24 protein-coding genes and 3 tRNA genes are annotated in these 24,727 nt (G+C 42.6%); all 27 read left to right on the forward strand.

The features are described from left to right. Positions 1-116: 116 nt before the first annotated feature. The 27 genes from mazG (at position 117) to LQ216_RS19275 (ending at position 24,691) form a co-directional block, all read left to right on the forward strand. On the forward strand, positions 117-1,592 hold the full coding sequence (gene mazG / locus LQ216_RS19145; protein WP_230131157.1) for a nucleoside triphosphate pyrophosphohydrolase: 1,476 nt from the start codon (positions 117-119) through the stop codon (positions 1,590-1,592). Between the two features lie 22 nt (positions 1,593-1,614). Beyond that, entirely contained in the window at positions 1,615-1,887 is a 273-nt protein-coding gene (locus LQ216_RS19150) for an RNA-binding S4 domain-containing protein (protein ID WP_230131196.1), read from the forward strand. 67 nt (positions 1,888-1,954) lie between these two features. Beyond that, positions 1,955-2,263, forward strand: coding sequence for a sporulation protein YabP (gene yabP, locus LQ216_RS19155; protein ID WP_230131158.1), 309 nt, complete (start codon positions 1,955-1,957; stop codon positions 2,261-2,263). Further along, complete coding sequence (gene yabQ, locus LQ216_RS19160; protein ID WP_230131160.1) at positions 2,260-2,892, forward strand: spore cortex biosynthesis protein YabQ; 633 nt, start codon at positions 2,260-2,262, stop codon at positions 2,890-2,892. The genes yabP and yabQ overlap by 4 nt, the downstream gene beginning before the upstream one ends. A gap of 11 nt (positions 2,893-2,903) precedes the next feature. Continuing rightward, positions 2,904-3,290: a septum formation initiator family protein gene (locus LQ216_RS19165; RefSeq protein ID WP_230131162.1), complete on the forward strand. Its 387-nt coding sequence runs from the start codon at positions 2,904-2,906 to the stop codon at positions 3,288-3,290. Between the two features lie 77 nt (positions 3,291-3,367). Beyond that, positions 3,368-3,820 carry a S1 domain-containing RNA-binding protein gene (locus tag LQ216_RS19170; protein WP_230131164.1) on the forward strand — a complete coding sequence of 151 codons (453 nt, stop codon included), beginning with the start codon at positions 3,368-3,370 and terminating at the stop codon, positions 3,818-3,820. Positions 3,821-4,900: 1,080 nt separating this feature from the next. Further along, the gene (gene spoIIE / locus LQ216_RS19175; protein WP_230131166.1) at positions 4,901-7,372 is read left to right on the forward strand and encodes a stage II sporulation protein E; all 2,472 of its coding nucleotides are present in this window, start codon (positions 4,901-4,903) and stop codon (positions 7,370-7,372) included. A 63-nt stretch (positions 7,373-7,435) separates the two neighbouring features. After that, the gene (locus tag LQ216_RS19180) at positions 7,436-8,173 is read left to right on the forward strand and encodes a VWA domain-containing protein (protein WP_230131168.1); all 738 of its coding nucleotides are present in this window, start codon (positions 7,436-7,438) and stop codon (positions 8,171-8,173) included. After that, a complete protein-coding gene (locus tag LQ216_RS19185; RefSeq protein ID WP_230131198.1) occupies positions 8,142-9,134 on the forward strand; it encodes a protein kinase family protein in 993 nt (330 codons plus the stop codon). The genes LQ216_RS19180 and LQ216_RS19185 overlap by 32 nt, the downstream gene beginning before the upstream one ends. 106 nt (positions 9,135-9,240) lie before the next feature. Then, complete coding sequence (tilS, locus tag LQ216_RS19190; RefSeq protein WP_230131170.1) at positions 9,241-10,635, forward strand: tRNA lysidine(34) synthetase TilS; 1,395 nt, start codon at positions 9,241-9,243, stop codon at positions 10,633-10,635. Between the two features lie 31 nt (positions 10,636-10,666). Next, positions 10,667-11,209, forward strand: a complete 543-nt coding sequence (hpt, locus tag LQ216_RS19195) for a hypoxanthine phosphoribosyltransferase (RefSeq protein WP_230131200.1) — start codon at positions 10,667-10,669, stop codon at positions 11,207-11,209. A gap of 117 nt (positions 11,210-11,326) precedes the next feature. Continuing rightward, entirely contained in the window at positions 11,327-13,399 is a 2,073-nt protein-coding gene (gene ftsH / locus LQ216_RS19200) for an ATP-dependent zinc metalloprotease FtsH (RefSeq protein WP_230131172.1), read from the forward strand. A 158-nt stretch (positions 13,400-13,557) separates the two neighbouring features. Further along, positions 13,558-14,340, forward strand: coding sequence for a type III pantothenate kinase (locus LQ216_RS19205; RefSeq protein ID WP_230131174.1), 783 nt, complete (start codon positions 13,558-13,560; stop codon positions 14,338-14,340). 25 nt (positions 14,341-14,365) lie between these two features. Continuing rightward, complete coding sequence (hslO, locus tag LQ216_RS19210; RefSeq protein ID WP_230131175.1) at positions 14,366-15,244, forward strand: Hsp33 family molecular chaperone HslO; 879 nt, start codon at positions 14,366-14,368, stop codon at positions 15,242-15,244. 92 nt (positions 15,245-15,336) lie between these two features. After that, entirely contained in the window at positions 15,337-16,260 is a 924-nt protein-coding gene (cysK, locus tag LQ216_RS19215; RefSeq protein WP_230131177.1) for a cysteine synthase A, read from the forward strand. 162 nt (positions 16,261-16,422) lie between these two features. Further along, entirely contained in the window at positions 16,423-17,814 is a 1,392-nt protein-coding gene (locus LQ216_RS19220) for an anthranilate synthase component I family protein (RefSeq protein WP_290369293.1), read from the forward strand. Continuing rightward, positions 17,811-18,395 (forward strand): aminodeoxychorismate/anthranilate synthase component II, encoded by a 585-nt coding sequence (gene pabA / locus LQ216_RS19225; RefSeq protein ID WP_230131181.1) that lies wholly within the window; start codon positions 17,811-17,813, stop codon positions 18,393-18,395. The genes LQ216_RS19220 and pabA overlap by 4 nt, the downstream gene beginning before the upstream one ends. A gap of 40 nt (positions 18,396-18,435) precedes the next feature. Next, complete coding sequence (gene pabC, locus LQ216_RS19230) at positions 18,436-19,296, forward strand: aminodeoxychorismate lyase (protein ID WP_230131183.1); 861 nt, start codon at positions 18,436-18,438, stop codon at positions 19,294-19,296. A gap of 15 nt (positions 19,297-19,311) precedes the next feature. Then, positions 19,312-20,148, forward strand: coding sequence for a dihydropteroate synthase (gene folP, locus LQ216_RS19235; protein ID WP_230131185.1), 837 nt, complete (start codon positions 19,312-19,314; stop codon positions 20,146-20,148). Next, the gene (gene folB, locus LQ216_RS19240) at positions 20,141-20,500 is read left to right on the forward strand and encodes a dihydroneopterin aldolase (protein ID WP_230131187.1); all 360 of its coding nucleotides are present in this window, start codon (positions 20,141-20,143) and stop codon (positions 20,498-20,500) included. The genes folP and folB overlap by 8 nt, the downstream gene beginning before the upstream one ends. 2 nt (positions 20,501-20,502) lie before the next feature. Next, positions 20,503-21,030 carry a 2-amino-4-hydroxy-6-hydroxymethyldihydropteridine diphosphokinase gene (gene folK / locus LQ216_RS19245; RefSeq protein WP_230131188.1) on the forward strand — a complete coding sequence of 176 codons (528 nt, stop codon included), beginning with the start codon at positions 20,503-20,505 and terminating at the stop codon, positions 21,028-21,030. Further along, on the forward strand, positions 20,982-21,194 hold the full coding sequence (locus tag LQ216_RS19250; protein ID WP_230131190.1) for a helix-turn-helix transcriptional regulator: 213 nt from the start codon (positions 20,982-20,984) through the stop codon (positions 21,192-21,194). Before folK ends, LQ216_RS19250 begins: the two co-directional genes overlap by 49 nt. A 24-nt stretch (positions 21,195-21,218) precedes the next feature. Continuing rightward, complete coding sequence (dusB, locus tag LQ216_RS19255) at positions 21,219-22,217, forward strand: tRNA dihydrouridine synthase DusB (RefSeq protein WP_230131192.1); 999 nt, start codon at positions 21,219-21,221, stop codon at positions 22,215-22,217. A gap of 203 nt (positions 22,218-22,420) precedes the next feature. Next, complete coding sequence (lysS, locus tag LQ216_RS19260; protein WP_230131194.1) at positions 22,421-23,905, forward strand: lysine--tRNA ligase; 1,485 nt, start codon at positions 22,421-22,423, stop codon at positions 23,903-23,905. A 367-nt stretch (positions 23,906-24,272) separates the two neighbouring features. Further along, positions 24,273-24,348 (forward strand) — tRNA-Val (locus tag LQ216_RS19265). Positions 24,349-24,520: 172 nt separating this feature from the next. Then, positions 24,521-24,596: transfer RNA gene (locus LQ216_RS19270), tRNA-Lys, on the forward strand. Positions 24,597-24,609: 13 nt separating this feature from the next. After that, positions 24,610-24,691, forward strand: a tRNA-Leu gene (locus LQ216_RS19275). Positions 24,692-24,727: the final 36 nt, after the last annotated feature.

The raw sequence follows: 24,727 nt of genomic DNA on the forward strand, positions 1-24,727 counted from the left end.
ACAGGATGTGGGTCAGAATGACGAAGACATAACGATTGGCGGTCTTAGTCGTTATTCTTTACCTGCAGGGCGCTTACGCTTTTCTAAAACTGAACAAGAAAGGAGTGATTGTTACGGTGAAAAGTGAAATTACGATCCTCGGCCTTGGAGCCGGTGATTTGGATCAGCTTCCATTGGGAGTTTATAAGAAGCTGAAACAGGCTTCTCTCTGTCTTGTACGCACAATGGAGCATCCGGTTATAAATGAATTAAGCGCTGAAGGAGTCATCTTCGAGAGCTTTGATCATATTTATCAAAAGCATGAAATGTTTGAGAAGGTGTATGAAGAGATTTCAGAAACCTTGCTCAGTAGAGCGGAACGAGAGCCTGTCATTTACGCGGTTCCGGGACACCCGATGGTTGCGGAGAAAACGGTACAGTTATTATTGGAGAATGGACCGGAGCGGGATATTTCGATAAAGATAGATGGTGGACAAAGCTTTCTTGATCCGTTGTTCAAGGCGTTAAAAATTGATCCGATCGACGGGTTTCAATTATTGGATGGAACAGCACTGTCAAAGGATGATTTGCATACAAATCAACATATGATTATCGGCCAAGTTTATGATTCTTTTGTTGCCTCGGATGTAAAGCTGACTTTGATGGAGAAACTACCTGATGATCATGAAGTATATATTGTCAAAGCGGCGGGCAGCAAGGAAGAGGTAATAAAAAAAGTGATCCTATACGAATTGGATCGACAGATGGAAGAATTGAGCAACTTAACAAGCGTGTATGTCCCACCGGTTGAAAATGAGGTTTATCGGTACAAAGAATTTTCTAAATTAAGAGAGATTATTGCTGTATTGAGAAGCCCAAACGGCTGCCCGTGGGATAAGAAACAAACGCATAAAAGTTTAAAGCCTTATTTAATAGAGGAAGCTTATGAATTGATTGATGCAATAGATGACGAAGATGATGATGGGATGATTGGTGAACTGGGCGATGTTTTATTGCAGGTTATGCTTCATTCCCAAATAGCAGAAGACGAAGGAATGTTTACAGTCGATGATGTAATTGAGGGAATATCGGCAAAAATGGTCCGACGCCATCCGCATGTATTTGGCAATGTACAGGTAGAAGGTACGGAGGACGTATTGGAAAATTGGCAAAGAATCAAAGCGGAAGAGAGGGCTGAGGAAGGAAATACGGAAAAATCATTGCTTGATGGTGTAGGCAGAGCTTTACCAAGCCTGATTCGTGGATTTGAACTGCAAAAACGTGCGGCTAATGTCGGTTTCGATTGGAAAGATGTTTCCGGTGCCTGGGACAAGGTTAAAGAAGAGATATCAGAACTCGAAATCGAGTTTAATAAGCAACATAATACAGACGATATCAAAAATGAGCTTGGCGATCTTTTCTTTGCGCTTGTGAATGTATCCAGATTCTATGGAATACAGGCAGAGGAAGCGATGAATGCGACAAATCGAAAATTTTATAACCGATTTACATACATTGAATCTCTTGTTAAACAAAGCGGTAAACCTTTTAGTGATTATACACTGGAGGAATTGGATCGTTTTTGGGAACAAGCAAAAGCCAAGGGATATTGATTAGGGAGGAAGAAATATGTCCATGCGACTTGATAAGTTTTTAAAGGTTTCCCGCTTAATTAAGCGCCGCACCCTTGCAAAGGAAGTAGCGGATAAAGGTAGAGTATTCATTAACAGCCAACAGGCGAAAGCAAGCTCATTGGTGAAAGTCGGCGATGAATTGTCTGTTCAGTTCGGCCAGAAAAAAGTGACGGTTGTCATCAATCGAATCCAGGATACAACCAAAAAAGAAGAAGCGGCTGACATGTACACCGTTCTCAAGGAAGAAAACATGGCTGAGGGGAATCGTCTGTAATGGCTTGTTCTAATTTACGGGCGGACACATATACTTGTACAAAATTGTGTTAATGTGAGGGATGAAGATGAGCCAATATTTTGACCCGGCACAAAACAGTACAAAGGCTACAGTTCAGGAACATGATGTGGTGATGAGAGGACGCCGTTTATTGGAAATAACCGGTGTTAAGCAAGTGGAGAGCTTTGATAATGAAGAATTCCTTTTAGAGACGGTAATGGGCTTTTTATCAATCCGTGGACAAAACCTGCAAATGAAAAACCTGGACGTAGACAAAGGAATCGTTTCGATTAAAGGCAAAATTTTTGATTTGATTTACTTGGATGATCATTCGGGAGATAAGGCTAAAGGGTTCTTTGGCAAGTTATTCAAATGACGTTATCTGTACAGTTTTATACTCTGATAGCGATGATTGGGATGGGCAGTTACTTTGGAGCTGCCCTTGATACGTACAATCGCTTTTTAAAGAGGTCAAAGAGAAAAAGCTGGATCGTCTTCGCGAATGATTTCCTATTTTGGGTCGTTCAAGGCTTGCTGATTTTCTATGTGTTATTTTTGGTGAATGAAGGAGAATTACGGTTTTATTTATTGCTCGCTCTTTTATGCGGTTTTTCCGCCTATCAGGCGCTACTCAAGGGTTTGTTCAACAAATTTTTGGAATTGATGATTCATTTTATCGTTGCGACTTCAAATTTTATTGCAAAATCATTTCAAACTCTCATTTTTCATCCGATAAAATGGGTAATAGCTAGTATTTTTTTTCTATTGGTTAGTCTTGGAAAAGGTATTTATGCACTGTTCGAGTTCCTTGTAAAGATGATACAATCAATATTAGGAATGGCGATACGCCCATTTGGTTGGATAGTAAAAAGAATTTGGAGCTATTTCCCACAATTTATAACGAAAAATGTCGATAAATTTTTTAAGAAGCTTACAGGATTTCTTCATAAATTCAAGAATGTTATTAAGAGCATAGCAGCGAAATGGAGAAACAAATCTGATTAAGGAGTGGTAAAATGGGCAGCCTCAGGAAAAAGAAAGTGACACAAATCGAATCCTCTTATGTCTTTCAACAAGAAATAAAAGTACAATCTGTTGAAAAAAAGAAGCGCGGCTTAAGACGCCGGCTGACTTTCTACGCGATTTGTGCTGCTGTCCTTTTTACCCTGGCTGTTTCCACTCTCCTAACGCAAGCGGCTACTTTGAAGGAAAAAGAATATAAGAAAGAGCAATTGCAAACCAAGCTAGCAAAGCTTGAAAAGAACGAAGTGCTTTTAAAAGAAGAAATCACCAAATTGAACGATGATGAATATATAGCGAAATTGGCCAGACGGGATTACTTTTTGTCTGATAAAGGGGAAATTATTTTTAACCTGCCTAAAAAAAAGGAAGACAGTGACTAATATTGACACTGTTTTTTTCCTTTCGTTATAATATAATGTAAGTGATTTTTAAATTTCTAAGGAGGAACATTTTTTTTATGTCAATCGAAGTAGGCAGCAAGTTACAAGGGAAAGTAACAGGCATTACAAATTTTGGAGCGTTCGTTGAATTGCCGGAAGGTTCAACTGGGCTTGTTCATATCAGTGAAGTGGCTGACAATTATGTAAAAGATATTAACGATCATCTTAAAGTCGGCGACGAGGTAGAAGTAAAAGTCATTAATGTTGAGAAAGACGGCAAAATTGGCTTGTCTATCAAGAAAGCTGTAGACAAACCGGAAGGACAACAACAATCTTATTCCGGGCGCCCACGCCAGGGAAGAGGGAACGACAGCCGTTCTAAAGATTCCCGCTCGAAGGGGAATTTCCAGCCGAAGGAAAACTTCGATCAAAAGATGGCGCGTTTCTTAAAAGATAGTGAAGAACGTTTAACCTCTCTCAAGCGCAGTACCGAAACAAAACGGGGAGGCAGAGGAGGAAGACGCGGATAACCTGCTGCTGAAATAAAGGTATAGCCATTTTTTCATTTGAAAAATTTATATGATAGATAAAGGCAGACTCCCGGGAGTCTGCCTTCTTTTATGCTCAAGCATAACTTTTTTAACTTTGAAAGCTGTCCAGCTACGACATAAGGACGTGATTTGCGCCGACGCTCCTTAATCTAGGGCGCTTACGCTTTGATGTCTAGCTCCAGCGCCCAGCCCCTCGAGGTCATAAGTCACCCCTCTCCGGACTTCCACAGGACGTGGTGACGTCAGCGTTCGTCATAGGACGTGACGGTCTTAGTCGTTCTTCCTTTTTAAAAGGGGCTGGCATCGACGTAAGACATAACGATGTGGCAGATCTTAGTCGATGTTCCTTTTACAGGGCGCTTGCGCTTTTCTTTAGGTATGCAAAGGATGAGATGTCAATATATATGAAGAAAGCTGCCTTTTAAAAAAGGAGGTGTTTCTGATTTACTATGTGACTGCTTTATTCTTGCTCTTTTTGTTGTGGCTTTTTCTTGCTCACAGGCGTGGATTTACTTCCTCGCAGCTTGGACCGATTATCATTTATGTAATAGGCGTTTGCGTACTCACCGCAGGAACTTTGTTTTTTGGGATTTTTTATGTGCTGCCCTTTATTGTTTTAGGTTTTGGATTAATGGTTCTCGCGATACTGATCGGCATTGTCGCATGGCTTTTTAATAGAAAATGACATAGATCGCGGCGGATGGAACCAAAGACCTTGCGGGTAAACCTTACGCTTTAGCCGCCGCACAACAAATCTTATGTGACCAGGCAGAATGAATTGTCAACCGTACTTTTATTTTTTTGTCGTCTAGAAAGTTTAATTTATGTATTCCACCTTTTATCCACAAAAAAAAGATAAAAAATCTCCTTTTCTTATCCAAACGATACTCGTTTACACAATGATTCAGCTTATTTTCTTAGAAATCTGTTCAGTTATGCGTAATCGGAAAGAAATTAGTCGAACTTTTCATAGTTGCATTTACAAGATTGTGACAAAATTATAAACAATGGCTCTTTATAATGAAACACAACTAATTGAAATAAATGGGAGTGTTTCCGATGGAAAAGATTGAACGAAATGTAATAGAGCCTATGGCCGATGTTCAGTTACAGAATGCCAAAACAGATGCGATCAATTGGTTCAATCATCTTCAAACGAAGGCAGAAGATGTTTTTTTGAGAAAGGGATTTGTACTGTTGATCATCGGTTTCTTACTGGGACGAGCTCTAATTCTTTCTCAACTTGCTCCATTTGGCCTTCCATTTTTTGCGGCCGTATACATGATGCGCCGTGACAAGGCGCCTGTCGCGTTGGTTGGACTAATAGCGGGAGCCGTTACCGTACATTATTTAAACGCTATTACGGTCTTTTTATCCGCCTTTCTCTTGATGCTTATATATAAAGTGAAAAAACCGGGGCTGGAGGGACAATTTAAAACGATGTCCATCTATGTATTTGTTTCACTTGTCCTTGTCAATTTAGCAGAGCAATATATCAGGGCAAGCAGCATTCAAATATATGATGGGATGATGATAGGAGTGGAGGCCGGACTTGCGATGATTTTAACGCTGATCTTCATTCAATGCCTCCCGCTTTTGTCAGTTAGAAAAAAAACGCAGGCATTAAAAACGGAAGAAGTTATAAGTGTCATCATTTTGCTTGCGTCGGTTATGACCGGAACGATTGGCTGGACTATCTATGACCTATCCCTAGAACATATATTATCCAGGTACCTAGTCCTGTTATTCGGGCTGGCTGGTGGAGCAGCGATCGGTTCCACGGTTGGTGTCGTCACGGGCTTGATTTTCAGCCTCGCTAGTGTCACAAGCCTCTATCAGATGAGCCTGCTTGCGTTTTCAGGACTGCTTGGCGGGCTTTTAAAAGAAGGCAAAAAGATTGGGGTTTCGTTTGGCCTTTTGATTGCTACTCTTTTAATCGGCTTATACGGAGAAGGATCGAACAATATCATGCTTACCATGTATGAATCTCTATGTTCAATCATGCTTTTTCTGTTAACACCTTCTTCTATCATTGGTAGTGTTGCCAGACATATTCCAGGAACATCGGAGCATCTCAACGAACAGCAACAATATATGAGGAGAATGAGGGATGTAACTGCGCAAAGGGTTACCCAATTTTCAAGTGTGTTCGAAGCATTATCGAATAGCTTTTCACAAATAGATGAACGGGGCAAAGTGGAAGAGGATGAAAAAGAACTAGACTATTTCCTGAGTAATGTTACGGAAAAGACCTGTCAAATGTGCTTTAAGAAAGAACAGTGCTGGTCCAATAATTTTGAAACAACCTACGGAGGCATGCAGGAAATTATGCACCAGCTCTATGAAAACGATGGCCAGCTTCCGCCGAATACGGCCAGAGAGTGGGGGAAATACTGCATCCGTAGTCCGCAAGTGATTGCCGCCATTTCACAAGAATTAATGTATTATCAGGCCAACCAAAATTTGAAAAAGCAAGTGAAGGAAAGCAGGAAATTAGTCGCGGACCAACTCCGGGGCGTGTCGGCCGTCATGGACGATTTCGCAAAGGAGATTCAGCGGGAGAGACAGAACCACCACCTCCAGGAGGAACAAATTTTAGAGACGATCCAAGATTTCGGCTTACATATTGGACATGTAGAAATTTATTGCCTCGAACAGGGAAATATCGATATTGAGATGAGCATCCCGTATTGTCATGGTAGAGGAGAGGCAGAAAAACTTATAGCGCCGATGCTTTCAGATATAGTTGGAGAAACAATCGTGGTACATTCAGAAGAATGTGCTGCCTATCCAAGTGGACAATGTCATGCCGTATTCAGGTCCGCCAAAAAGTATACCGTAGAAACAGGGGTGGCTCATGCGGCCAAAGGGGGAGGACTCGTATCAGGAGATAGCTTCACCATGATGGAAATCGGCTGCGGCAAGTATGCGTTAGCCATCAGCGATGGAATGGGGAATGGAGAAAGGGCCCATTTCGAAAGCACGGAAACGCTGAAGCTGCTGCAAAAATTCTTATTATCAGGAATAGAAGAAAAAATTGCAATTAAATCGGTGAACTCTGTACTGTCTCTGCGGACGACGGATGAAATTTTTTCTACCCTTGATTTAGCGATGATCGACTTACAGGATGCAAAAGCGAAGTTTCTTAAAATATGTTCGACTCCGAGCTTCATTAAAAGGGGCGATAAGGTAATAAAAATTGAATCCAGTAATCTGCCTATAGGAATTATCCAGGAATTTGATGTAGATGTCGTATCGGAAGAGTTAAAAGCCGGCGATCTGCTGATTATGATGAGCGATGGCATTTTCGACGCTCCGAAACATGTTGAGAATTTTGATTTTTGGATAAAACGCAAGATAAAGGAATTGCAGACCGATGATCCTCAGGAAATAGCAGATATCTTTTTAGAAGAGGTTATCCGGTCACGGGGGATGATTGATGATGATATGACGATTGTCATTGCTAAAATAGAGCATAACACGCCAAAATGGGCATCGATACCAGTCAATGCCTTCCGAAAAAGAGCATAATCCCGTATAAAATCTCTCCTTTTGGTTAAGGATGGTAACACTAAAATGTAAGGGGAGATTGTTATGAAACCAGGAACTCTGCGTCAAATTTTGCTTATTACCGATGGCTGTTCAAACCAGGGAGAGAACCCGGCTGCAGTAGCGGCACTCGCCCGAGAACAGGGCATAACAGTTAACGTGATCGGAGTCATGGAAAATGACGTAATTGATGAAAGCGGCATGAAGGAAATTGAATCTATCGCTCTTTCGGGGGGCGGGGTAAGTCAAATTGTTTATTCTCAAGCGCTGTCTCAGACCGTGCAGATGGTGACGAAGAAAGCTATGACTCAGACAATTCAGGGCGTTGTTAATAAAGAACTGCAACAGATATTAGGAAACTCTGTAAAAATGGAAGACCTTCCGCCGGAAAAACGTGGAGAAGTAATGGAGGTCGTGGATGAACTCGGTGAAACGAGTCAATTGGAAGTGCTGGTGCTTGTCGATACAAGCGCGAGCATGAAGCATAAGCTTCCTACCGTAAAGGATGCACTTTTGGATCTGTCCTTAAGCATGAATGCCAGGATGGGGGACAATCAGTTTTCTGTATTTGTATTTCCCGGGAAAAAGAAGGATGTCGAAAAACTGCTGGATTGGACTCCGAAAATGGAAGTGCTAACCAAAATCTTCCCAAAACTCACGACTGGCGGCATCACTCCAACAGGACCTGCTATTAGTGAAGCTCTCGATTACTTCAATAAAAAACGCTCATTAAGGGGATTGTTATCACATGATGATGAACAATACTTTGAGGAATCAATGTAACGTTCTTCCCGGCACCGTCATTACGGGGAAATGGAATAAAAAAGATTATAAAGTCATTAAAGAATTAGGCAGCGGCGCAAACGGAATTGTCTATCTGGCTGAAAACGACCGGAAATACGTGGCGTTAAAGCTTAGTGACAATGGCGTATCCATCATTTCTGAGATGAATATTCTTAAAGCCTTTTCCAAGGTCCAAGGATCCGTCCTCGGACCTTCTTTTATGGAAGCCGATGATTATGTGAAAAATGGTAAAACGATGCCATTTTATGCAATGGAATATATAAAGGGCGAAAGTTATCTCCCATTCATTCAAAATAAAGGTCAGGCATGGATTGGCGTTTTGATGCTCCAGCTGCTATCCAGTCTTTCTATTTTACATAAACAAGGCTGGGTGTTTGGGGATTTAAAGCCTGAAAATTTAATTGTGACTCTCCCAGACTATAAAATACGTTGTATTGATGTAGGAGGCACAACGTTAATTGGAAGGTCCGTCAAGGAGTTCACTGAGTTTTTTGATAGGGGATATTGGGGAATGGGTTCAAGAAGGGCTGATCCCGAATATGATTTATTTGCCGTTGCCATGATTATGATCAATTCGTCTTACCCGACGCGTTTTTCCAAAAATGGAGAAGGGTATACACAGCTTAAAGACTTGATTAGGCAAAAGAAAGAACTAACACCTTATAAAGCAATAATCGAAAAAGCCCTTGTAGGTAAATATTCTTCAGCAGATGAGATGCGTTATGATTTAATTGGGATCCTAAGCAGACAAACCACTAAAAAACAGGCCTCGACATCAACGCCTTCAGCCAATCTTGCTGCAACACGCCAGGCCAGAATGGCGCAAAGTAACCATAGAAAGAGTTTGAAAAAGCGCAAAAGAGGCATGATTGAAACGGTCTTATTAGTGACGATTGTTTCAATGCTGTATATGCTCTACATTTATGGACAGCTCTTATGATATAGTTAAGGAGATTTAATGATGAAACCATTTTAATTCTGGAATGTAATATAGGGACAGGCATTCATGTAAGCTTAGCCATCTCAAAGAACAGAAGGAAGATACTATGTTCAGTAAAAAAATCCTTGACTATATTGACAAACATAACTTAATCCCGGAGAAATCCAAACTGCTTGTAGGAGTTAGCGGGGGACCGGATTCGCTTGTCCTGCTTCATTTTCTTCATTCGTTAAGTGAAGAACTTGGATTGGAGCTTGTAGCTGCCCATGTCGACCACATGTTCAGGGGAGATGAGTCCTATCAGGATTATTTATTCGTGGAAAAGGTATGCAAGGAATGGAAGATACCTTTTGAAGGGAAAAGGATAAATGTTACTGAATATATAAAACGTACTGGTGAAAGTACACAAAATGCCGCAAGAAAACTTCGTTACGCTTTCTTTAAAGAAGTAATGGATACATATCAATTATCCAATTTGGTTTTAGGCCATCATGGAGATGACCAAATCGAAACGATGCTTATGAGGACCACACGCGGAGCATCGGGAATGGCAAGAGCTGGTATACCAGTAAAAAGGAATTTCCATGGCGGTTTTCTCATACGGCCACTCCTTGCAGCGAGCAAGGATGAAATTATGGAATATGCAAAGCAAAACGCGTTAACGCCGAGAATCGACCCAAGCAATGAAAAGGGTGTCTATGTTCGGAATCGATTTCGTCTAACGGTATTGCCATTTTTGAAAAAGGAAAATCCGAAAACTCATGAACACTATCAGCGCTTCAGTGAGGAACTTTTTGAGGATGAGGCTTATCTGCTGGAACTCGCGGCTAAACATTTGGAAACGATCTGGATTCGGAAGCAAGAGGACGGGGCGTCCATACACCTGGAGTCATTAACGGCAATGCCAAAACCTTTACAAAGAAGAGCCATTCAACTAATATTAGAATATCTTTATATAGAAAGGCCTTCATCGCTTTCAGCATTACATATTGATCATATTTTAGCTTTGTTTATTAATCCTCAACCATCCGTTGAATTCCATCTTCCGGACGGGCTGATTGTGGAAAAATCCTATGGCACTGGTGTCTTTCGATTTTTACAAAAATCTAGCCCGGGTTACACGTTTTCACTTCAAATTCCCGGTGAGATTATTCTTCCGAATGGATATAAAATTAAAGCGCAATATATAAATGGAGAAATCCCCGAGTCTCGGGGGAATCATTCCTTGATCATCGTAGCAGCCGAAACGGATCTCCCGTTGAAAATCCGTACCAGGAAGAATGGGGACAGAATGTCTGTAAAAGGATTGGACGGCTCAAAAAAGCTGAAGGATATTTTCATTAATGAAAAAATCCCAATGTCAGAACGTAAGGCCTGGCCCGTTGTCGTCAATCAAAGGGAAGAGATTCTATGGCTCCCCGGATTGAAAAAGTCGAAACACGAATGGCTAGCGCACCTTGATGAACAGTGTTTAATTTATTTAGAATATAAGGAAGCTTAATTCTTCTAGGGGGAAATTAATAACAATGACCATGCAGAATGACATTGAAAAGGTATTAATAACGGAGGAAGAAATCCAGAAAGCCATCAAAGAGCTCGCGGATCAGCTAGAAAACGAATACAAAGACCGTTTCCCGCTTGCGATTGGGGTTTTAAAAGGCGCCATGCCATTTATGGCCGATTTATTAAAAAGGATTGATTCCCACCTGGAAATGGATTTCATGGATGTATCAAGCTATGGAAATTCTACCGTATCTTCCGGAGAGGTAAAAATTATTAAAGATCTGGATACTTCAGTGGAAGGCCGGGACATCTTAATTATTGAAGATATCATCGATAGTGGTTTAACGCTCAGTTATTTAGTGGAATTATTCCGTTATAGAAAAGCAAAGACGATTAAGATTGTAACGCTGCTTGATAAGCCGACGGGAAGGAAAGCGGATATTAAACCCGATTATACAGCGTTCGTTGTGCCTGATGAATTTGTGGTAGGCTACGGGCTTGACTACGCGGAGAGATACCGAAACCTTCCTTACATCGGTGTATTGAAACCCAAGATTTACTCTGGAAAATAAGGCGCTTTCCGATTAATGTTTATTTGATCTATTCCATGGGTGTTAATTTATTGTAATACAATTATTTTCTATGATAAGATTTACTATAGTTTGTTTTATCGTGAGAGGAGACAAGGGATGAATCGGATCTTCCGTAATACCATATTTTATTTACTTATCTTTTTGGTGATCATTGGTATTGTAAGCATCTTTAATAATAACAATGAGCCAACTGTGGATATAACCCAGGACCAATTCTTTGAACATTTGGAAAATGGGGAGGTTAAATCATTTACTCAGCAGCCTGAACGCGGCGTTTACGAGATCAGGGGGCAGTTAGAGAATTATGAGGAAAATAAGTTCTTCGTGACTTATTTAACATTTAGCGAGGCAACCCAGGAGAGGATCGACCAGGCCATCGCTGATAACAAGGTGGGCAATTCTGGGGCAGAAGTATTACCGGCAAAAGAGACGAATGGCTGGGTAACATTCTTTACCGCCATCATTCCGTTTGTCATCATCTTTATTCTTTTCTTCTTCCTGCTTAATCAGGCTCAAGGCGGAGGCGGCGGCCGTGTCATGAACTTTGGAAAGAGCAAGGCAAAGCTATACAATGATGAAAAGAAAAAGGTGCGTTTTAAAGACGTCGCTGGCGCGGATGAGGAAAAACAGGAATTGGTTGAGGTTGTAGAATTCTTGAAAGACCCGCGCAAATTCGTCGAGCTTGGTGCACGCATACCAAAAGGTGTCCTTCTTGTAGGGCCTCCTGGTACAGGTAAAACCTTGCTGGCAAGAGCGGTAGCCGGGGAAGCGGGTACTCCCTTCTTCTCAATTAGCGGTTCTGACTTTGTTGAAATGTTTGTCGGGGTCGGTGCATCCCGTGTTCGTGATTTGTTTGAAAACGCGAAGAAAAATGCTCCATGTATAATCTTTATTGATGAAATTGATGCGGTTGGACGCCAGCGTGGTGCCGGGTTAGGCGGGGGCCATGATGAGCGTGAACAAACGCTTAACCAATTGCTTGTAGAGATGGACGGTTTCGGTGGAAATGAAGGGGTCATCATCATTGCCGCTACAAACCGTGCTGATATTCTTGACCCGGCATTGCTCCGACCAGGCCGTTTCGACCGTCAAATTACGGTTGGACGCCCGGATGTTAAAGGCCGTGAAGCGGTACTTAAGGTTCACGCACGTAATAAGCCATTGAGTGACGGTGTTGACTTAAAGGCAATTGCGCAGCGCACACCAGGTTTTTCCGGTGCAGACCTTGAAAACCTATTGAATGAAGCAGCGCTTGTAGCTGCCCGCCAGGATAAAAAGAAAATTGATATGTCCGATTTGGATGAGGCCTCGGATCGTGTCATTGCTGGTCCAGCCAAGAAGAGCCGGGTCATTTCCAAAAAGGAACGGAATATCGTTGCCTTCCATGAAGCAGGGCATACCATTATCGGTTTAGTCTTAGATGATGCCGAAATTGTCCATAAAGTGACGATTGTTCCCCGCGGACAGGCTGGCGGCTATGCAATTATGCTTCCTAAGGAAGACCGTTTCTTTATGACAAAACCTGAGCTTCTTGATAAAATCGCAGGACTTCTAGGCGGGCGCGTCGCTGAAGATGTAGTTTTCGGCGAAGTGAGTACGGGAGCCCACAATGACTTCCAGCGTGCTACGGGCATCGCGAGAAGCATGGTCACCGAATATGGAATGAGCGATAAGCTTGGACCGCTTCAATTCGGCCAAACACAGGGCCAGGTATTTTTAGGCCGTGATTTTAACAATGACCAAAACTATTCAGATGCTATTGCATATGAAATCGACCAAGAAATCCAGCGCATTATCAAGGAATCGTATGAACGTGCCAAGAAAATCATCATTGAACATAGGGAACAGCTTGATACTATCGCGAAAACCTTACTTGAGATTGAAACTCTAGATGCAGAACAAATAAAGAGTCTCTTTGAACAAGGTAAATTGCCGGAGCGTGAATATACGGCTCTCAACGGTAAAATAGATGGCGATGATGATGTGAAGGTGACCATTCAATCCAAGAAAGAAGAAAAAGAAGCCCTTCTTAAGCCTTTGGATGAAAGAAATCCTGATCCGATGGAAGTAAGGGATGAAGAAACAAACACACCGGGTATAGTAGAAGGACATCCGCAGGATAAACCACTGTCCTTCCCGAATGAAGACGATAGAAAAAATAAAGAGTAACGATTGTATAGGTATTTCCGTGAAAGCGGAGATGCCTTTTTTTCTGGGGAAGCTACCTGAGTACAGAGGGGATTTCCCTCGTGGAAGGCTTAGTTAATGGCAGAGAAAAAAACTTCTGTGGTATGATGTTGAAGAATAAATTGCCGGAGTGATGATCGATGATTTTTGTTTTGGATGTAGGGAATACAAATACAGTGATAGGTGTATATGACAATGACCACTTAAAATATCACTGGCGGATTGAAACGAACCGCCATAAGACAGAAGATGAATACGGTATGATCATTAAGTCATTATTGGAACAAGAAGGGCTATCCTTTCATGAATTCGATGGGATTATCATTTCATCCGTTGTTCCCCCGATTATGTTTGCCCTTGAAAGAATGTGCCAAAAATACTTTCAAATAAAACCGCTTGTTGTCGGCCCTGGAATCAAAACAGGACTGAATATAAAATATGAAAACCCCAGGGAAGTAGGAGCGGACAGAATCGTTAACGCCGTTGCGGGAATTCATGAATACGGCGGTCCTCTTATCATCGTCGACTTTGGCACGGCGACAACGTATTGTTACATTAATGAAGAGAAACAATATATGGGCGGGGCTATCGCACCGGGAATCGGCATTTCAACAGAGGCGCTATATTCCAAGGCGGCAAAGCTGCCACGGATCGAGATTGCCCGTCCTGACGATATTATCGGTAAAAACACAGTGGCCGCAATGCAGGCAGGGATTTTATTCGGTTATGTAGGGCAGGTAGAGGGAATCGTCGGCAGAATGAAGGCACAAAGCATAAAAGTGCCGAAAGTGATTGCTACAGGAGGACTTGCCAGCTTAATTGCCAATGAATCGAACAGCATTGACATTGTTGATCCGTTTTTAACCTTGAAAGGGCTGCAGCTCATTTATAAACGAAATATAGACCAACTTAAAAGCAGGTAATACACCCAGGAAAGGGGCATATAGGATGAAGGATTATTTAGTAAAGGCTTTAGGTTATAACGGACAGGTACGCGCGTATGCTGTTTCGACAACTGAAACAGTTGGCGAAGCACAGAGGCGCCATTATACGTGGCCGACTGCTTCTGCGGCGCTAGGGCGATCGATGACAGCCGGCCTGCTGATGGGAGCGATGCTTAAAGGAGAGGACAAACTCACTATTAAAGTGGACGGCGGAGGGCCGATTGGTGCCATTCTCGTTGATAGCAACGCTAAAGGCGAGGTGCGGGGGTATGTTACCAATCCACAAACTCATTTTGACTTAAATGAACAAGGAAAATTGGATGTACGGAGAGCGGTAGGTACTGAAGGAACCTTGTCGGTTGTTAAAGATATAGGACTTCGCGAAAATTTTAGCGGGCAGGTTCCTATTGTCTCAGGGGAGCTTGGAGAAGATTTTACTTATTATTTTGCTACGTCGGAACAGGTGCCTTCTTCCGTTGGAGTCGGTGTCTTGGTTAATCCCGATAATTCGATACTCGCAGCTGGAGGATTTATCATTCAATTGCTACCAGGCACTGATGATAAGACAATCTCTCAAATCGAAGAACGGCTAAGCAAGATCTCGCCGATCTCAAAGATGATTCAAGATGGATTGACACCGGAGCAAATTCTTGAACAAGTAGTAGGGGAAGGCAATGTGAAAATTCTTGAGACGATGCCGGTCGAATTTAAATGTCAATGTTCTCGGGAACGGATCGGAAATGCTCTTATCAGCTTAGGGAAAGATGAAATCCGCGATATTATCGAGACGGACGGACAAGCAGAAGCGCAGTGCCATTTTTGTAATGAGACCTATCACTTTTCAAGTGATGAATTAGAGGAACTTCAAGAAGAAGCTAAGTAGATGAAATCATTCAAAAATATTGACATCGGTGAATGAAAACGGTACATTTTAGATAAAACCAATAAAAATACTTGGTATTAGGAGTGGAGAATATGGCGAAGATCGCAAATTCAGTTGTCGAGTTAATCGGCCAAACACCAATTGTGAAATTAAATCGTATTGCCGATGAAAACAGCGCAGATATTTATTTAAAATTGGAATACATGAATCCTGGCAGCAGCGTAAAAGACCGCATTGCTCTTGCGATGATTGAAGCAGCTGAAGAAAGCGGAGATTTAAAGGCTGGTGATACAATCATTGAACCTACCAGCGGAAACACTGGCATCGGTCTTGCGATGGTTGCAGCTGCAAAGGGATATCCGGCAATCTTGGTTATGCCTGAAACGATGAGTTTAGAGCGTCGTAACCTGCTGCGTGCTTACGGAGCCGACTTAGTATTGACTCCTGGTCCTGAAGGGATGAAGGGTGCCATTGCCAAGGCTGGGGAACTTGCTAAAGAGAATGGCTATTTTATGCCTCAGCAATTTAAGAACACGGCAAACCCAAAGGTTCACCGCGAGACGACCGGGAAGGAAATCGTTGAGCAAATGGGAAGCCAGCTTGACGCGTTCATTTCTGGTATTGGTACTGGCGGTACGATTACGGGTGCGGGTGAAGTTCTACGCGAACAGTATCCGGATGTGAAAATTTATGCGGTAGAGCCTTCCGATTCACCGATTTTATCAGGAGGCAAGCCAGGTCCGCATAAAATACAAGGGATCGGCGCAGGGTTTATTCCGGACATTCTGAATACCGAATTATACGATGAAGTCATTCAAGTCAGCACAGACCAGGCATTTGAATATGCCCGCCGAGCTGCAAAAGAAGAAGGAATTTTAGGTGGGATTTCCTCCGGAGCCGCGATTTATGCAGCGGTCGAAGTGGCGAAAAAGCTAGGTAAAGGCAAAAAAGTCCTTGCAGTCATTCCAAGTAATGGGGAGCGCTACCTAAGCACGCCACTATATAATTTCGAATAAAAGATCCAACTATCAGCAGAGTCCTTTTAGGGGACTTTGCTTTTTTTGATTTGATTTTCCTCTGTTAATTAGTAAACTCTAACTATGAGCGTTGAATATGAATATATTCAGACACAGGGGTTGAAATATGTGAAGAAGCAACGGAAAGTGTTTGCAATCAACATTCCATTTGATCAAAATGATGTATTTCCCGTTTATAAATTATTGTCCGCGAATCTTTCTCACCACGTTATGCTTGAAAGTGGAAGAGACGGACGTTTCACGATAATAGGCATCAATCCAGTAGCAGAATTGTCCGGAAAAGATGACTTGCTGACAATTGAAAGCTCTGATGGGGTGACAGAGCAGCTTCCCGGAAACCCACTCCATTCTTTAAAGGAATGGGTGAAGCAGAGGAAGATCGAAAAGAATGAGGAATACCCTGATTTTCAAAGCGGTGTAATCGGCTTTGTCAGTTATGATTATATTCGTTATATTGAGAAACTGCCCAATCTTGCGGAAGACGATTTAGGAACCCCTGATGTTTATTTTTTGGCTTTTGACGAAATCCTTGTCTATGACCATAAAGAGCGTCGGCTATGGTTTATGTGTGTCTGCGGCATTAATGAAGAAATAATGGCGGATGAAAAGCTGCAAACGATGAAAGATCAATGGATATCTGCTAGGGCAGAGTTTGAAAGCTTAACTTTAAAAGGATCAGAGAAACAGCAAAAAGAAGACGTTTCCTTGACGGAAGAGCAATTCAAAGAGGCTGTGGAGAAAATTAGGAAATTTATCGCCGACGGCGATATTTTTCAAGTGAATTTATCGGTGCGTCAATCTAGTACGCTTCATGCACATCCGCTTGATGTATACGAACAATTAAGACTCTTAAATCCATCGCCTTATATGGCTTATATTCAGAATCCGAATTTTCAAATTGTCAGCGGTTCACCAGAGCTTCTGGTAAAGAAGAAAGATAACGAAGTGAGCACCAGGCCGATTGCCGGAACCCGCTCAAGAGGAAAAAATGCGGAGGATGATGAGCGGCTTGCCAGAGAGCTTATTGAGAATGAAAAAGAGCGCGCAGAACATGTAATGCTCGTCGATTTAGAACGAAATGACCTAGGCAGGGTCTGTGAGTACGGAACTGTAGAAGTGAACGAGTTCATGGTTATCGAAAGGTATTCCCATGTCATGCATATCGTTTCCAATGTACAGGGAAAGCTTGCCGATGGTAAGGATGCTTTTGATGTGATCGATGCCGTGTTTCCAGGAGGGACGATTACCGGTGCACCCAAAGTCAGAACGATGGAGATTATTGAAGAGCTGGAGCCGGTCCGCCGTGGCATTTATACGGGGTCAATCGGATGGATAGGCGACTCAGGAGATATGGAGCTTAATATTGTGATCAGAACGATGCTCGTGAAGGATGGAATCTCACATATCCAGGCCGGAGCGGGGGTTGTCATAGATTCTAACCCAGCATTTGAGTATAAGGAGTCATTGAAAAAAGCGATGGCACTTCACAAGGCTAAAGAACAGGCAGAACTAGAAAAGGCGGAAACACGATGATTCTCATGATCGATAATTATGATTCATTTACCTATAATCTAGTCCAACATCTGGGGGAGATGGGGGAAAAGCTAGTTGTAAGGCGCAATGACCAAATAACAATCGAGGAGATCGAACAGCTTGTACCGGATTTTTTAATGATCTCACCGGGTCCATGCAGCCCTAATGAAGCGGGCGTTAGCCTCGCTGCGATTGAGGCATTTGCGGGGAAGATTCCTATTTTAGGGGTGTGTCTTGGACATCAAGCGATCGGCCAGGTGTTTGGCGGCCGGGTTGTGAGAGCTGAAAGGCTGATGCACGGGAAAACATCGCAGATATACCATGACGGAAAAACGGTCTATGAAAACATCTCTAATCCGTTCCTTGCCACCCGTTACCATTCGCTCATCCTTGAGCGTGAATCCATACCGGATTGTTTTGTGATTTCTTCTTGGACAGAAGAAGGAGAAATCATGGGAATCCGGCACAAGGAATGGCCAATTGAAGGAGTCCAGTTTCATCCAGAATCAATCATGACCGAAAGCGGCAAACAGCTATTGCGGAATTTCCTGAAAGCGAACAGGGCTCGGCAACAAGTGTAGTTTGGTTTTCAAAATATATCAGGATTGAAGAGGAAAATATATGTATATGTTTGTGAATGGGAAAATTGTAAAAGAGAGTGAAGCAGTGATCTCGCCTTTTGACCATGGGTTTTTATATGGTCTTGGTGTGTTTGAAACGTTCCGTATTTATGACGGACACCCCTTTTTGCTGGATGACCATATAAGCCGACTAAATAAAGGATTAAAAGAACTGAACATTCTCCATACTTGTTCCCGACAAGAAATAGAAAATATTTTGCAAAAGCTTCTGCTTGCGAATAAATTGAAAGATGCCCGCGTCCGATTGAACATTTCAGCAGGGGCTGAGCCGGTCGGGCTTCAAACGGCTCCCTATGAAAGGCCGAACATTCTTATATTCATGCAGCAAATGACGGTTCCGGAAGGGCTGCAGGAAAAGAAGGGCATTCTTTTGAAAACGCGCAGAAATACACCGGAAACATCCGAACGGTTAAAATCCCACCACTATTTAAATAATATTGCCGCAAAACGGGAGATAAAAGAAAATGATGATGCAGAAGGCATTTTTTTGAATGAAGCTGGCTATCTGGCTGAAGGAATTGTTTCTAATCTGTTTTGGGTAAAAGAAAATGTCCTTTATACTCCGGCTATCCAGACGGGAATACTGAATGGGATTACCCGTCAATTTCTGCTTCAACTTGCCAAGCGGTCCGGTTTACAGTTTCACGAAGGATTATATAAAATAGAAGATATGAGCGCGGCGGATGAGGTTTTTTGCACGAATTCCATACAAGAGATTTTCAGTCTTAGGGAAGTTGAAAATATCGGAGTATATCAAGGAGCGGGCGGCAAAGTGACCCGTCTGTTATTTAGTCAATATCAAACATATCGGACCTCGCTTTTTGGCATGAATGAAATCTAATTTAAGGAGAAAAAGATGGGCACTTCAACCATACAATGCGGATCACATACATTGGACTATGGAAATAAAACGTTAATCATGGGCATTTTAAATGTGACTCCTGATTCTTTTTCGGACGGGGGCCAATTTAACCGGATGGATGCTGCCCTCAAGCAGGTAGAACAGATGGTCAAGGATGGAGCGGACATTATTGATATCGGAGGCGAGTCGACCCGCCCGAATCATACGTTTGTTGCAGAGGAAGAGGAATTGGAGCGGGTGCTTCCGATTATTGAAGCCGTGTCGAAAAGAATAGATGTCCCTATCTCGATCGATACATATAAAGCGAACGTCGCGAGATTGGCGCTGGAAGCAGGCGCCCATATAATTAACGATGTATGGGGGGCTAAAGCCGACGATAACATGTCAGCGGTAGCGGGTGAGTACGGGGTTCCGATCATCCTGATGCATAACCGTGACAACCAATCCTATACCCATTTTATTCGTGACATTTTTAATGACTTATATGAAAGCATCACACTCGTAAAACAGGCTGGGGTTACGGATGAAAATATTATCCTTGATCCGGGGATCGGTTTTGCTAAGGATTTTGCATTAAATTTGGAAATGATGCGTAACCTTGATAAACTTGTATCATTAGGCTATCCGGTTTTGCTCGGTACGTCCAGGAAATCAATGATCGGACATGTTCTCGATTTGCCGGCAGAAGAACGGATGGAGGGTACAGGCGCTACAGTCTGCTACGGTATACAAAAAGGCTGCCAAATCGTCCGGATTCACGATGTTAAAGAGATATCCCGCATGGCTAAAATGATGGATGCTCTTGTCGGAAAGGGTGAATATAGTGGATAAGATTTTTGTAAATCAGATGGAGTTTTACGGCTACCACGGCGTATTTCCTGAGGAAAACCGGCTTGGGCAACGGTTTGCCGTCGATTTGGAAATCGAACTGGATTTATCCAGGGCGGGCGAAAGCGATAATCTTGAAGACTCGATAAATTACGGCGAGCTATACGAAATTTGCAAAGGCATTGTGGAAGGTAAGACATTTAAGCTTGTAGAATCCATCGCTGAGCACATCGCTTCGGAAATATTAAGACAGTATAAAGAAATTCATTTTTGTACGGTAAAGGTCTATAAACCGGACCCTCCAATTCCCGGTCATTATAAATCAGTCGCGGTGGAAATTAAAAGGGGACGGTAATTTTGAAAAACAGCGCATATATTTCCATCGGGTCCAATATGGGTGACCGTGTTAATTTTTTCAAAAAAGCGATTGAGCTTTTAGATAGAGATGAAGGAATAAAGGTAGTTGATATTTCGTCCCTCTATGAGACAGACCCAGTTGGATTTACCGATCAGCCCCTTTTTCTAAATGCTGTTTTCAAGATTGAAACCTTTTATGAGCCTGAGAAATTGTTGGAAAAGTGCTTAGAGACTGAACGAACGCTTGGGAGAAAAAGGGAAATTCATTGGGGTCCTCGTACATTAGACCTTGACATTTTGCTCTATAATCAAGAAAATATTGAAACAGAGAATCTTTCTGTTCCTCATCCTAGGATGCTAGAACGAGCATTTGTGATCATTCCTTTGCTGGAATTGAACCCCGACATCATGCTTCCGAAGATGGAAACACCTTTGATTGATGTTCTTGAAAAGATTAAGGATAAAGAAGGAGTTCGATTATGGAAGCGGAAAACTGGGGCAGGCGCATTCGCGCTTTTCGAAAGCTGAAAGGATATACACAGGAAGGGTTCGCAAAGGAAATCGGAGTTTCCGTCACACTTTTAGGTGAAGTCGAAAGAGGAAACCGAAAGCCGACAAACAACTTTTTGCTGGAGGTAGCCGAAATGCTCGATGTTACAGTTGATGAGCTGCGGCCGCCGGAAGATGAGTGATATTGAATTAAAGGAGGACTACACGTGTTTAAGATTGGCGATATAGAGATGAAGAACCGTGTCGTTCTTGCACCGATGGCCGGGGTCTGCAACTCGGCGTTCCGTTTAACGGTGAAGGAATTTGGGGCTGGTCTGGTATGTGCTGAAATGGTCAGCGATAAAGGAATTGTTTTGCAAAATGCAAAAACGTTGAATATGCTTTATATAGATGAGCGAGAAAAGCCGCTCAGCCTTCAAATATTCGGAGGAGAAAAGGGATCTTTGGTAGAGGCGGCTCAATTCGTTGATAAAAACACCACCGCTGACATCATCGATATCAACATGGGATGTCCGGTTCCAAAAATCACGAAGTGTGATGCAGGTGCAAAATGGCTTCTAGACCCGAACAAAATTTACGAAATGGTATCCGCTGTTGTCGATGCAGTTGATAAACCAGTTACCGTGAAAATGCGCATGGGTTGGGATGAAGACCATATTTATGCCGTCAGAAATGCCCAGGCTGTAGAACGCGCAGGTGGAAAAGCCGTTTCTTTACATGGCAGAACCCGCGTACAAATGTATGAAGGAAAAGCGAATTGGGATATCATTCGTAAAGTGAAGAACTCCGTTAACATCCCGATCATTGGTAATGGTGATGTGGAAACGCCGCAGGATGCGGAAAGAATGTTGAAAGAAACAGGCGTGGACGGAGTGATGATCGGCCGTGCCGCACTCGGTAATCCGTGGATGATCTACCGCACGGTGAAATATCTTGAAACGGGCGAGGTCATTGAAGAGCCAACTGCACGCGAAAAAATCGATGTCTGCGTTCTGCATATGGACCGCTTGATTGCCTTAAAGAACGAAAATGTGGCAGTCCGTGAGATGCGCAAGCATGCTGCATGGTACCTAAAAGGAATTCGCGGAAATGCAAAAGCAAGAAAAGGCATAAATGAGTGCAACACAAGAGAAGATGTTGTGAACCTTTTATATGGACTGGTTGAAGAAGTGGAAGCAAGAGAACAAAACATTCTCGCAGTCTAGAACGGTTGACATTCTTTGGCTGTTTACCTATAATACGCTTAAATTGAACTGCCAGTATTGCTGGCAGTTTTTATATGGACAATTCCAAGTTTTCGGCATAAATAACTGTTCGATTCATATGCTTTGTGCCAAAATAGAGAAGGAATGTGAACACTCAAATTGAAGGAATATATAGCACCGATAAAAAAAACGGAGATGATTTCATGAGTCATGAGGAATTGAATGACCAGCTCAAAGTAAGGCGCGAAAAAATGCAGGCCATGCTCGATAATGGACAAGATCCATTCGGCCACAGATTCGATCGTAGCCACCTTGCCCAGGAGCTTGTAGAAGCTTACGGGGAATTAAGTAAAGAAGAGTTAGATGAACAAAACATAGAGGTTACTTTGGCTGGACGTGTTATGACTAAACGCGGCAAAGGAAAAGCGGGATTTGCCCACATTCAGGACATTAGTGGTCAGATTCAAATTTACGTGCGTCAGGATGGCGTAGGGGAAGACACTTATAAAATATTTGATCAGACTGACCTTGGCGATCTAGTCGGTGTGAGCGGCACGATCTTTAAAACGAAAGTCGGGGAACTTTCCATTAAAGCGAACGACTATATTTTTTTATCAAAAGCACTTCGTCCGCTTCCCGACAAATTCCATGGGTTAAAGGATGTCGAAGAACGATACCGTAAACGGTATGTCGACTTAATAACCAATGAAGAAAGCAAAAAAAACTTCATCATGCGCAGTCGTATCATTCAGGCTATGCGCCGTTACTTAGATGATCACGGATATCTTGAAGTGGAAACTCCACTGATGCATTCGATCGCCGGAGGCGCAGCAGCGCGTCCTTTTATTACACACCATAATGCACTTGATATGGAACTCTTCATGAGGATCGCGATTGAACTCCACTTAAAGCGGTTAATTGTGGGAGGTCTTGAAAAGGTGTATGAAATCGGCCGGGTCTTCCGTAATGAAGGGGTGTCAACAAGGCATAATCCCGAATTCACCATGATTGAACTGTATGAGGCTTATGCTGACTACCGCGATATTATGAGCCTCACCGAAAACCTTTTCGCGCATATTGCACAGGAAGTACTCGGAACAACAACCGTCCAGTATGGAGGTCATGAAGTGAACTTAAAGCCAGAATGGAAGAGACTCCATATGGCTGATGCGGTTAAAGAATACACAGGGGTCGATTTCTGGAAGCAATTGAGCAAAGAAGAAGCTCATGCCCTTGCAAAAGAACATGGTGTTGTAGTAAAAGAAAACATGGAGTTCGGCCATATTCTTAATGAGTTTTTTGAACAAATTGTAGAGGAAAAACTGGTACAGCCTACTTTTATTTACGGCCATCCTGTGGAAATTTCACCTCTTGCCAAGAAAAATGAGGAAGACCCTCGCTTTACGGATCGTTTCGAATTGTTCATTGTAGGCCGTGAATATGCAAATGCCTTCACGGAACTTAATGATCCGATTGATCAACGCGAGCGTTTCGAAGCTCAGTTAAGGGAAAAGGAACAGGGTAATGATGAAGCTCATGAAATGGACGAAGACTTCATTGAAGCCCTCGAATACGGCATGCCTCCGACAGGCGGACTCGGCATTGGTGTAGATCGTCTTGTGATGCTACTGACCAATTCGCCATCCATCCGGGACGTATTGTTATTTCCGCTAATGCGCCATCGTTAAATAAACAGGACCGATTCTTCGTAAGGCTCGAATGTTAGCAACCACTGGACATTCAAAGTTTTTAGAGAGTCGGTCTTTTTAGCAGATAACATGAATTTTTCAACGAATCTCGTTTAAGTAATGACTTTTAACGGATTATTGTTATTTCAGAATAATTTTATTGAATATTTTTATCTGTTTTTAGCATGAGTTGTACTTCGTATCTACTTGTAGGGATGGAGATTCGTTAACTAAAAAGGTTTTAAAAGTCTCTTGATTTATCTTTGGCAAAATGATATATTAATAAAGTCGCTTTTGAGGAAAGACAAATACATTTGTTATGGATGTATCCTTGGGAAGTGCTCATTTCAATATCTATGTTAATAATGGAGGATTAGCTCAGCTGGGAGAGCATCTGCCTTACAAGCAGAGGGTCGGCGGTTCGATCCCGTCATCCTCCACCACTTTTTTTGAGAGCAAGACAGCAAAATTATTCATATACCGAGCCATTAGCTCAGTTGGTAGAGACGAGCGTTACATCAGTGACGAAGCTGCGAGTTGCGAAGTTTACGTCTTGAAAAGAGGTAAATTGAGCACATCTTTAACGATGAAGCAGCAGAAAGAATTACTTATATCGAGCCATTAGCTCAGTTGGTAGAGCATCTGACTTTTAATCAGAGGGTCGAAGGTTCGAGTCCTTCATGGCTCACCATTTGTATTTGTATGCGGGTGTGGCGGAATTGGCAGACGCACCAGACTTAGGATCTGGCGCCGCAAGGCGTGGGGGTTCAAGTCCCTTCACCCGCATTATTCATGCGGAAGTAGTTCAGTGGTAGAATACAA

It is taken from the genome of Bacillus sp. CECT 9360, from assembly GCF_918741275.1.
Lineage (GTDB): Bacteria > Bacillota > Bacilli > Bacillales > DSM-1321 > Peribacillus.

Coding starts and splice junctions, on each gene's coding strand:
- LQ216_RS19180 (WP_230131168.1), top strand. CDS start 7,436: ATGAAACCAGGAACTCTGCGTCAAATTTTGCTTATTACCGATGGCTGT.
- yabP (WP_230131158.1), top strand. CDS start 1,955: ATGAGCCAATATTTTGACCCGGCACAAAACAGTACAAAGGCTACAGTT.
- spoIIE (WP_230131166.1), top strand. CDS start 4,901: ATGGAAAAGATTGAACGAAATGTAATAGAGCCTATGGCCGATGTTCAG.
- LQ216_RS19170 (WP_230131164.1), top strand. CDS start 3,368: ATGTCAATCGAAGTAGGCAGCAAGTTACAAGGGAAAGTAACAGGCATT.
- tilS (WP_230131170.1), top strand. CDS start 9,241: ATGTTCAGTAAAAAAATCCTTGACTATATTGACAAACATAACTTAATC.
- yabQ (WP_230131160.1), top strand. CDS start 2,260: ATGACGTTATCTGTACAGTTTTATACTCTGATAGCGATGATTGGGATG.
- LQ216_RS19205 (WP_230131174.1), top strand. CDS start 13,558: ATGATTTTTGTTTTGGATGTAGGGAATACAAATACAGTGATAGGTGTA.
- LQ216_RS19185 (WP_230131198.1), top strand. CDS start 8,142: ATGATGAACAATACTTTGAGGAATCAATGTAACGTTCTTCCCGGCACC.
- LQ216_RS19150 (WP_230131196.1), top strand. CDS start 1,615: ATGCGACTTGATAAGTTTTTAAAGGTTTCCCGCTTAATTAAGCGCCGC.
- hpt (WP_230131200.1), top strand. CDS start 10,667: ATGCAGAATGACATTGAAAAGGTATTAATAACGGAGGAAGAAATCCAG.
- cysK (WP_230131177.1), top strand. CDS start 15,337: ATGGCGAAGATCGCAAATTCAGTTGTCGAGTTAATCGGCCAAACACCA.
- hslO (WP_230131175.1), top strand. CDS start 14,366: ATGAAGGATTATTTAGTAAAGGCTTTAGGTTATAACGGACAGGTACGC.
- LQ216_RS19165 (WP_230131162.1), top strand. CDS start 2,904: ATGGGCAGCCTCAGGAAAAAGAAAGTGACACAAATCGAATCCTCTTAT.
- LQ216_RS19250 (WP_230131190.1), top strand. CDS start 20,982: ATGGAAGCGGAAAACTGGGGCAGGCGCATTCGCGCTTTTCGAAAGCTG.
- pabC (WP_230131183.1), top strand. CDS start 18,436: ATGTATATGTTTGTGAATGGGAAAATTGTAAAAGAGAGTGAAGCAGTG.
- pabA (WP_230131181.1), top strand. CDS start 17,811: ATGATTCTCATGATCGATAATTATGATTCATTTACCTATAATCTAGTC.
- folP (WP_230131185.1), top strand. CDS start 19,312: ATGGGCACTTCAACCATACAATGCGGATCACATACATTGGACTATGGA.
- ftsH (WP_230131172.1), top strand. CDS start 11,327: ATGAATCGGATCTTCCGTAATACCATATTTTATTTACTTATCTTTTTG.
- lysS (WP_230131194.1), top strand. CDS start 22,421: ATGAGTCATGAGGAATTGAATGACCAGCTCAAAGTAAGGCGCGAAAAA.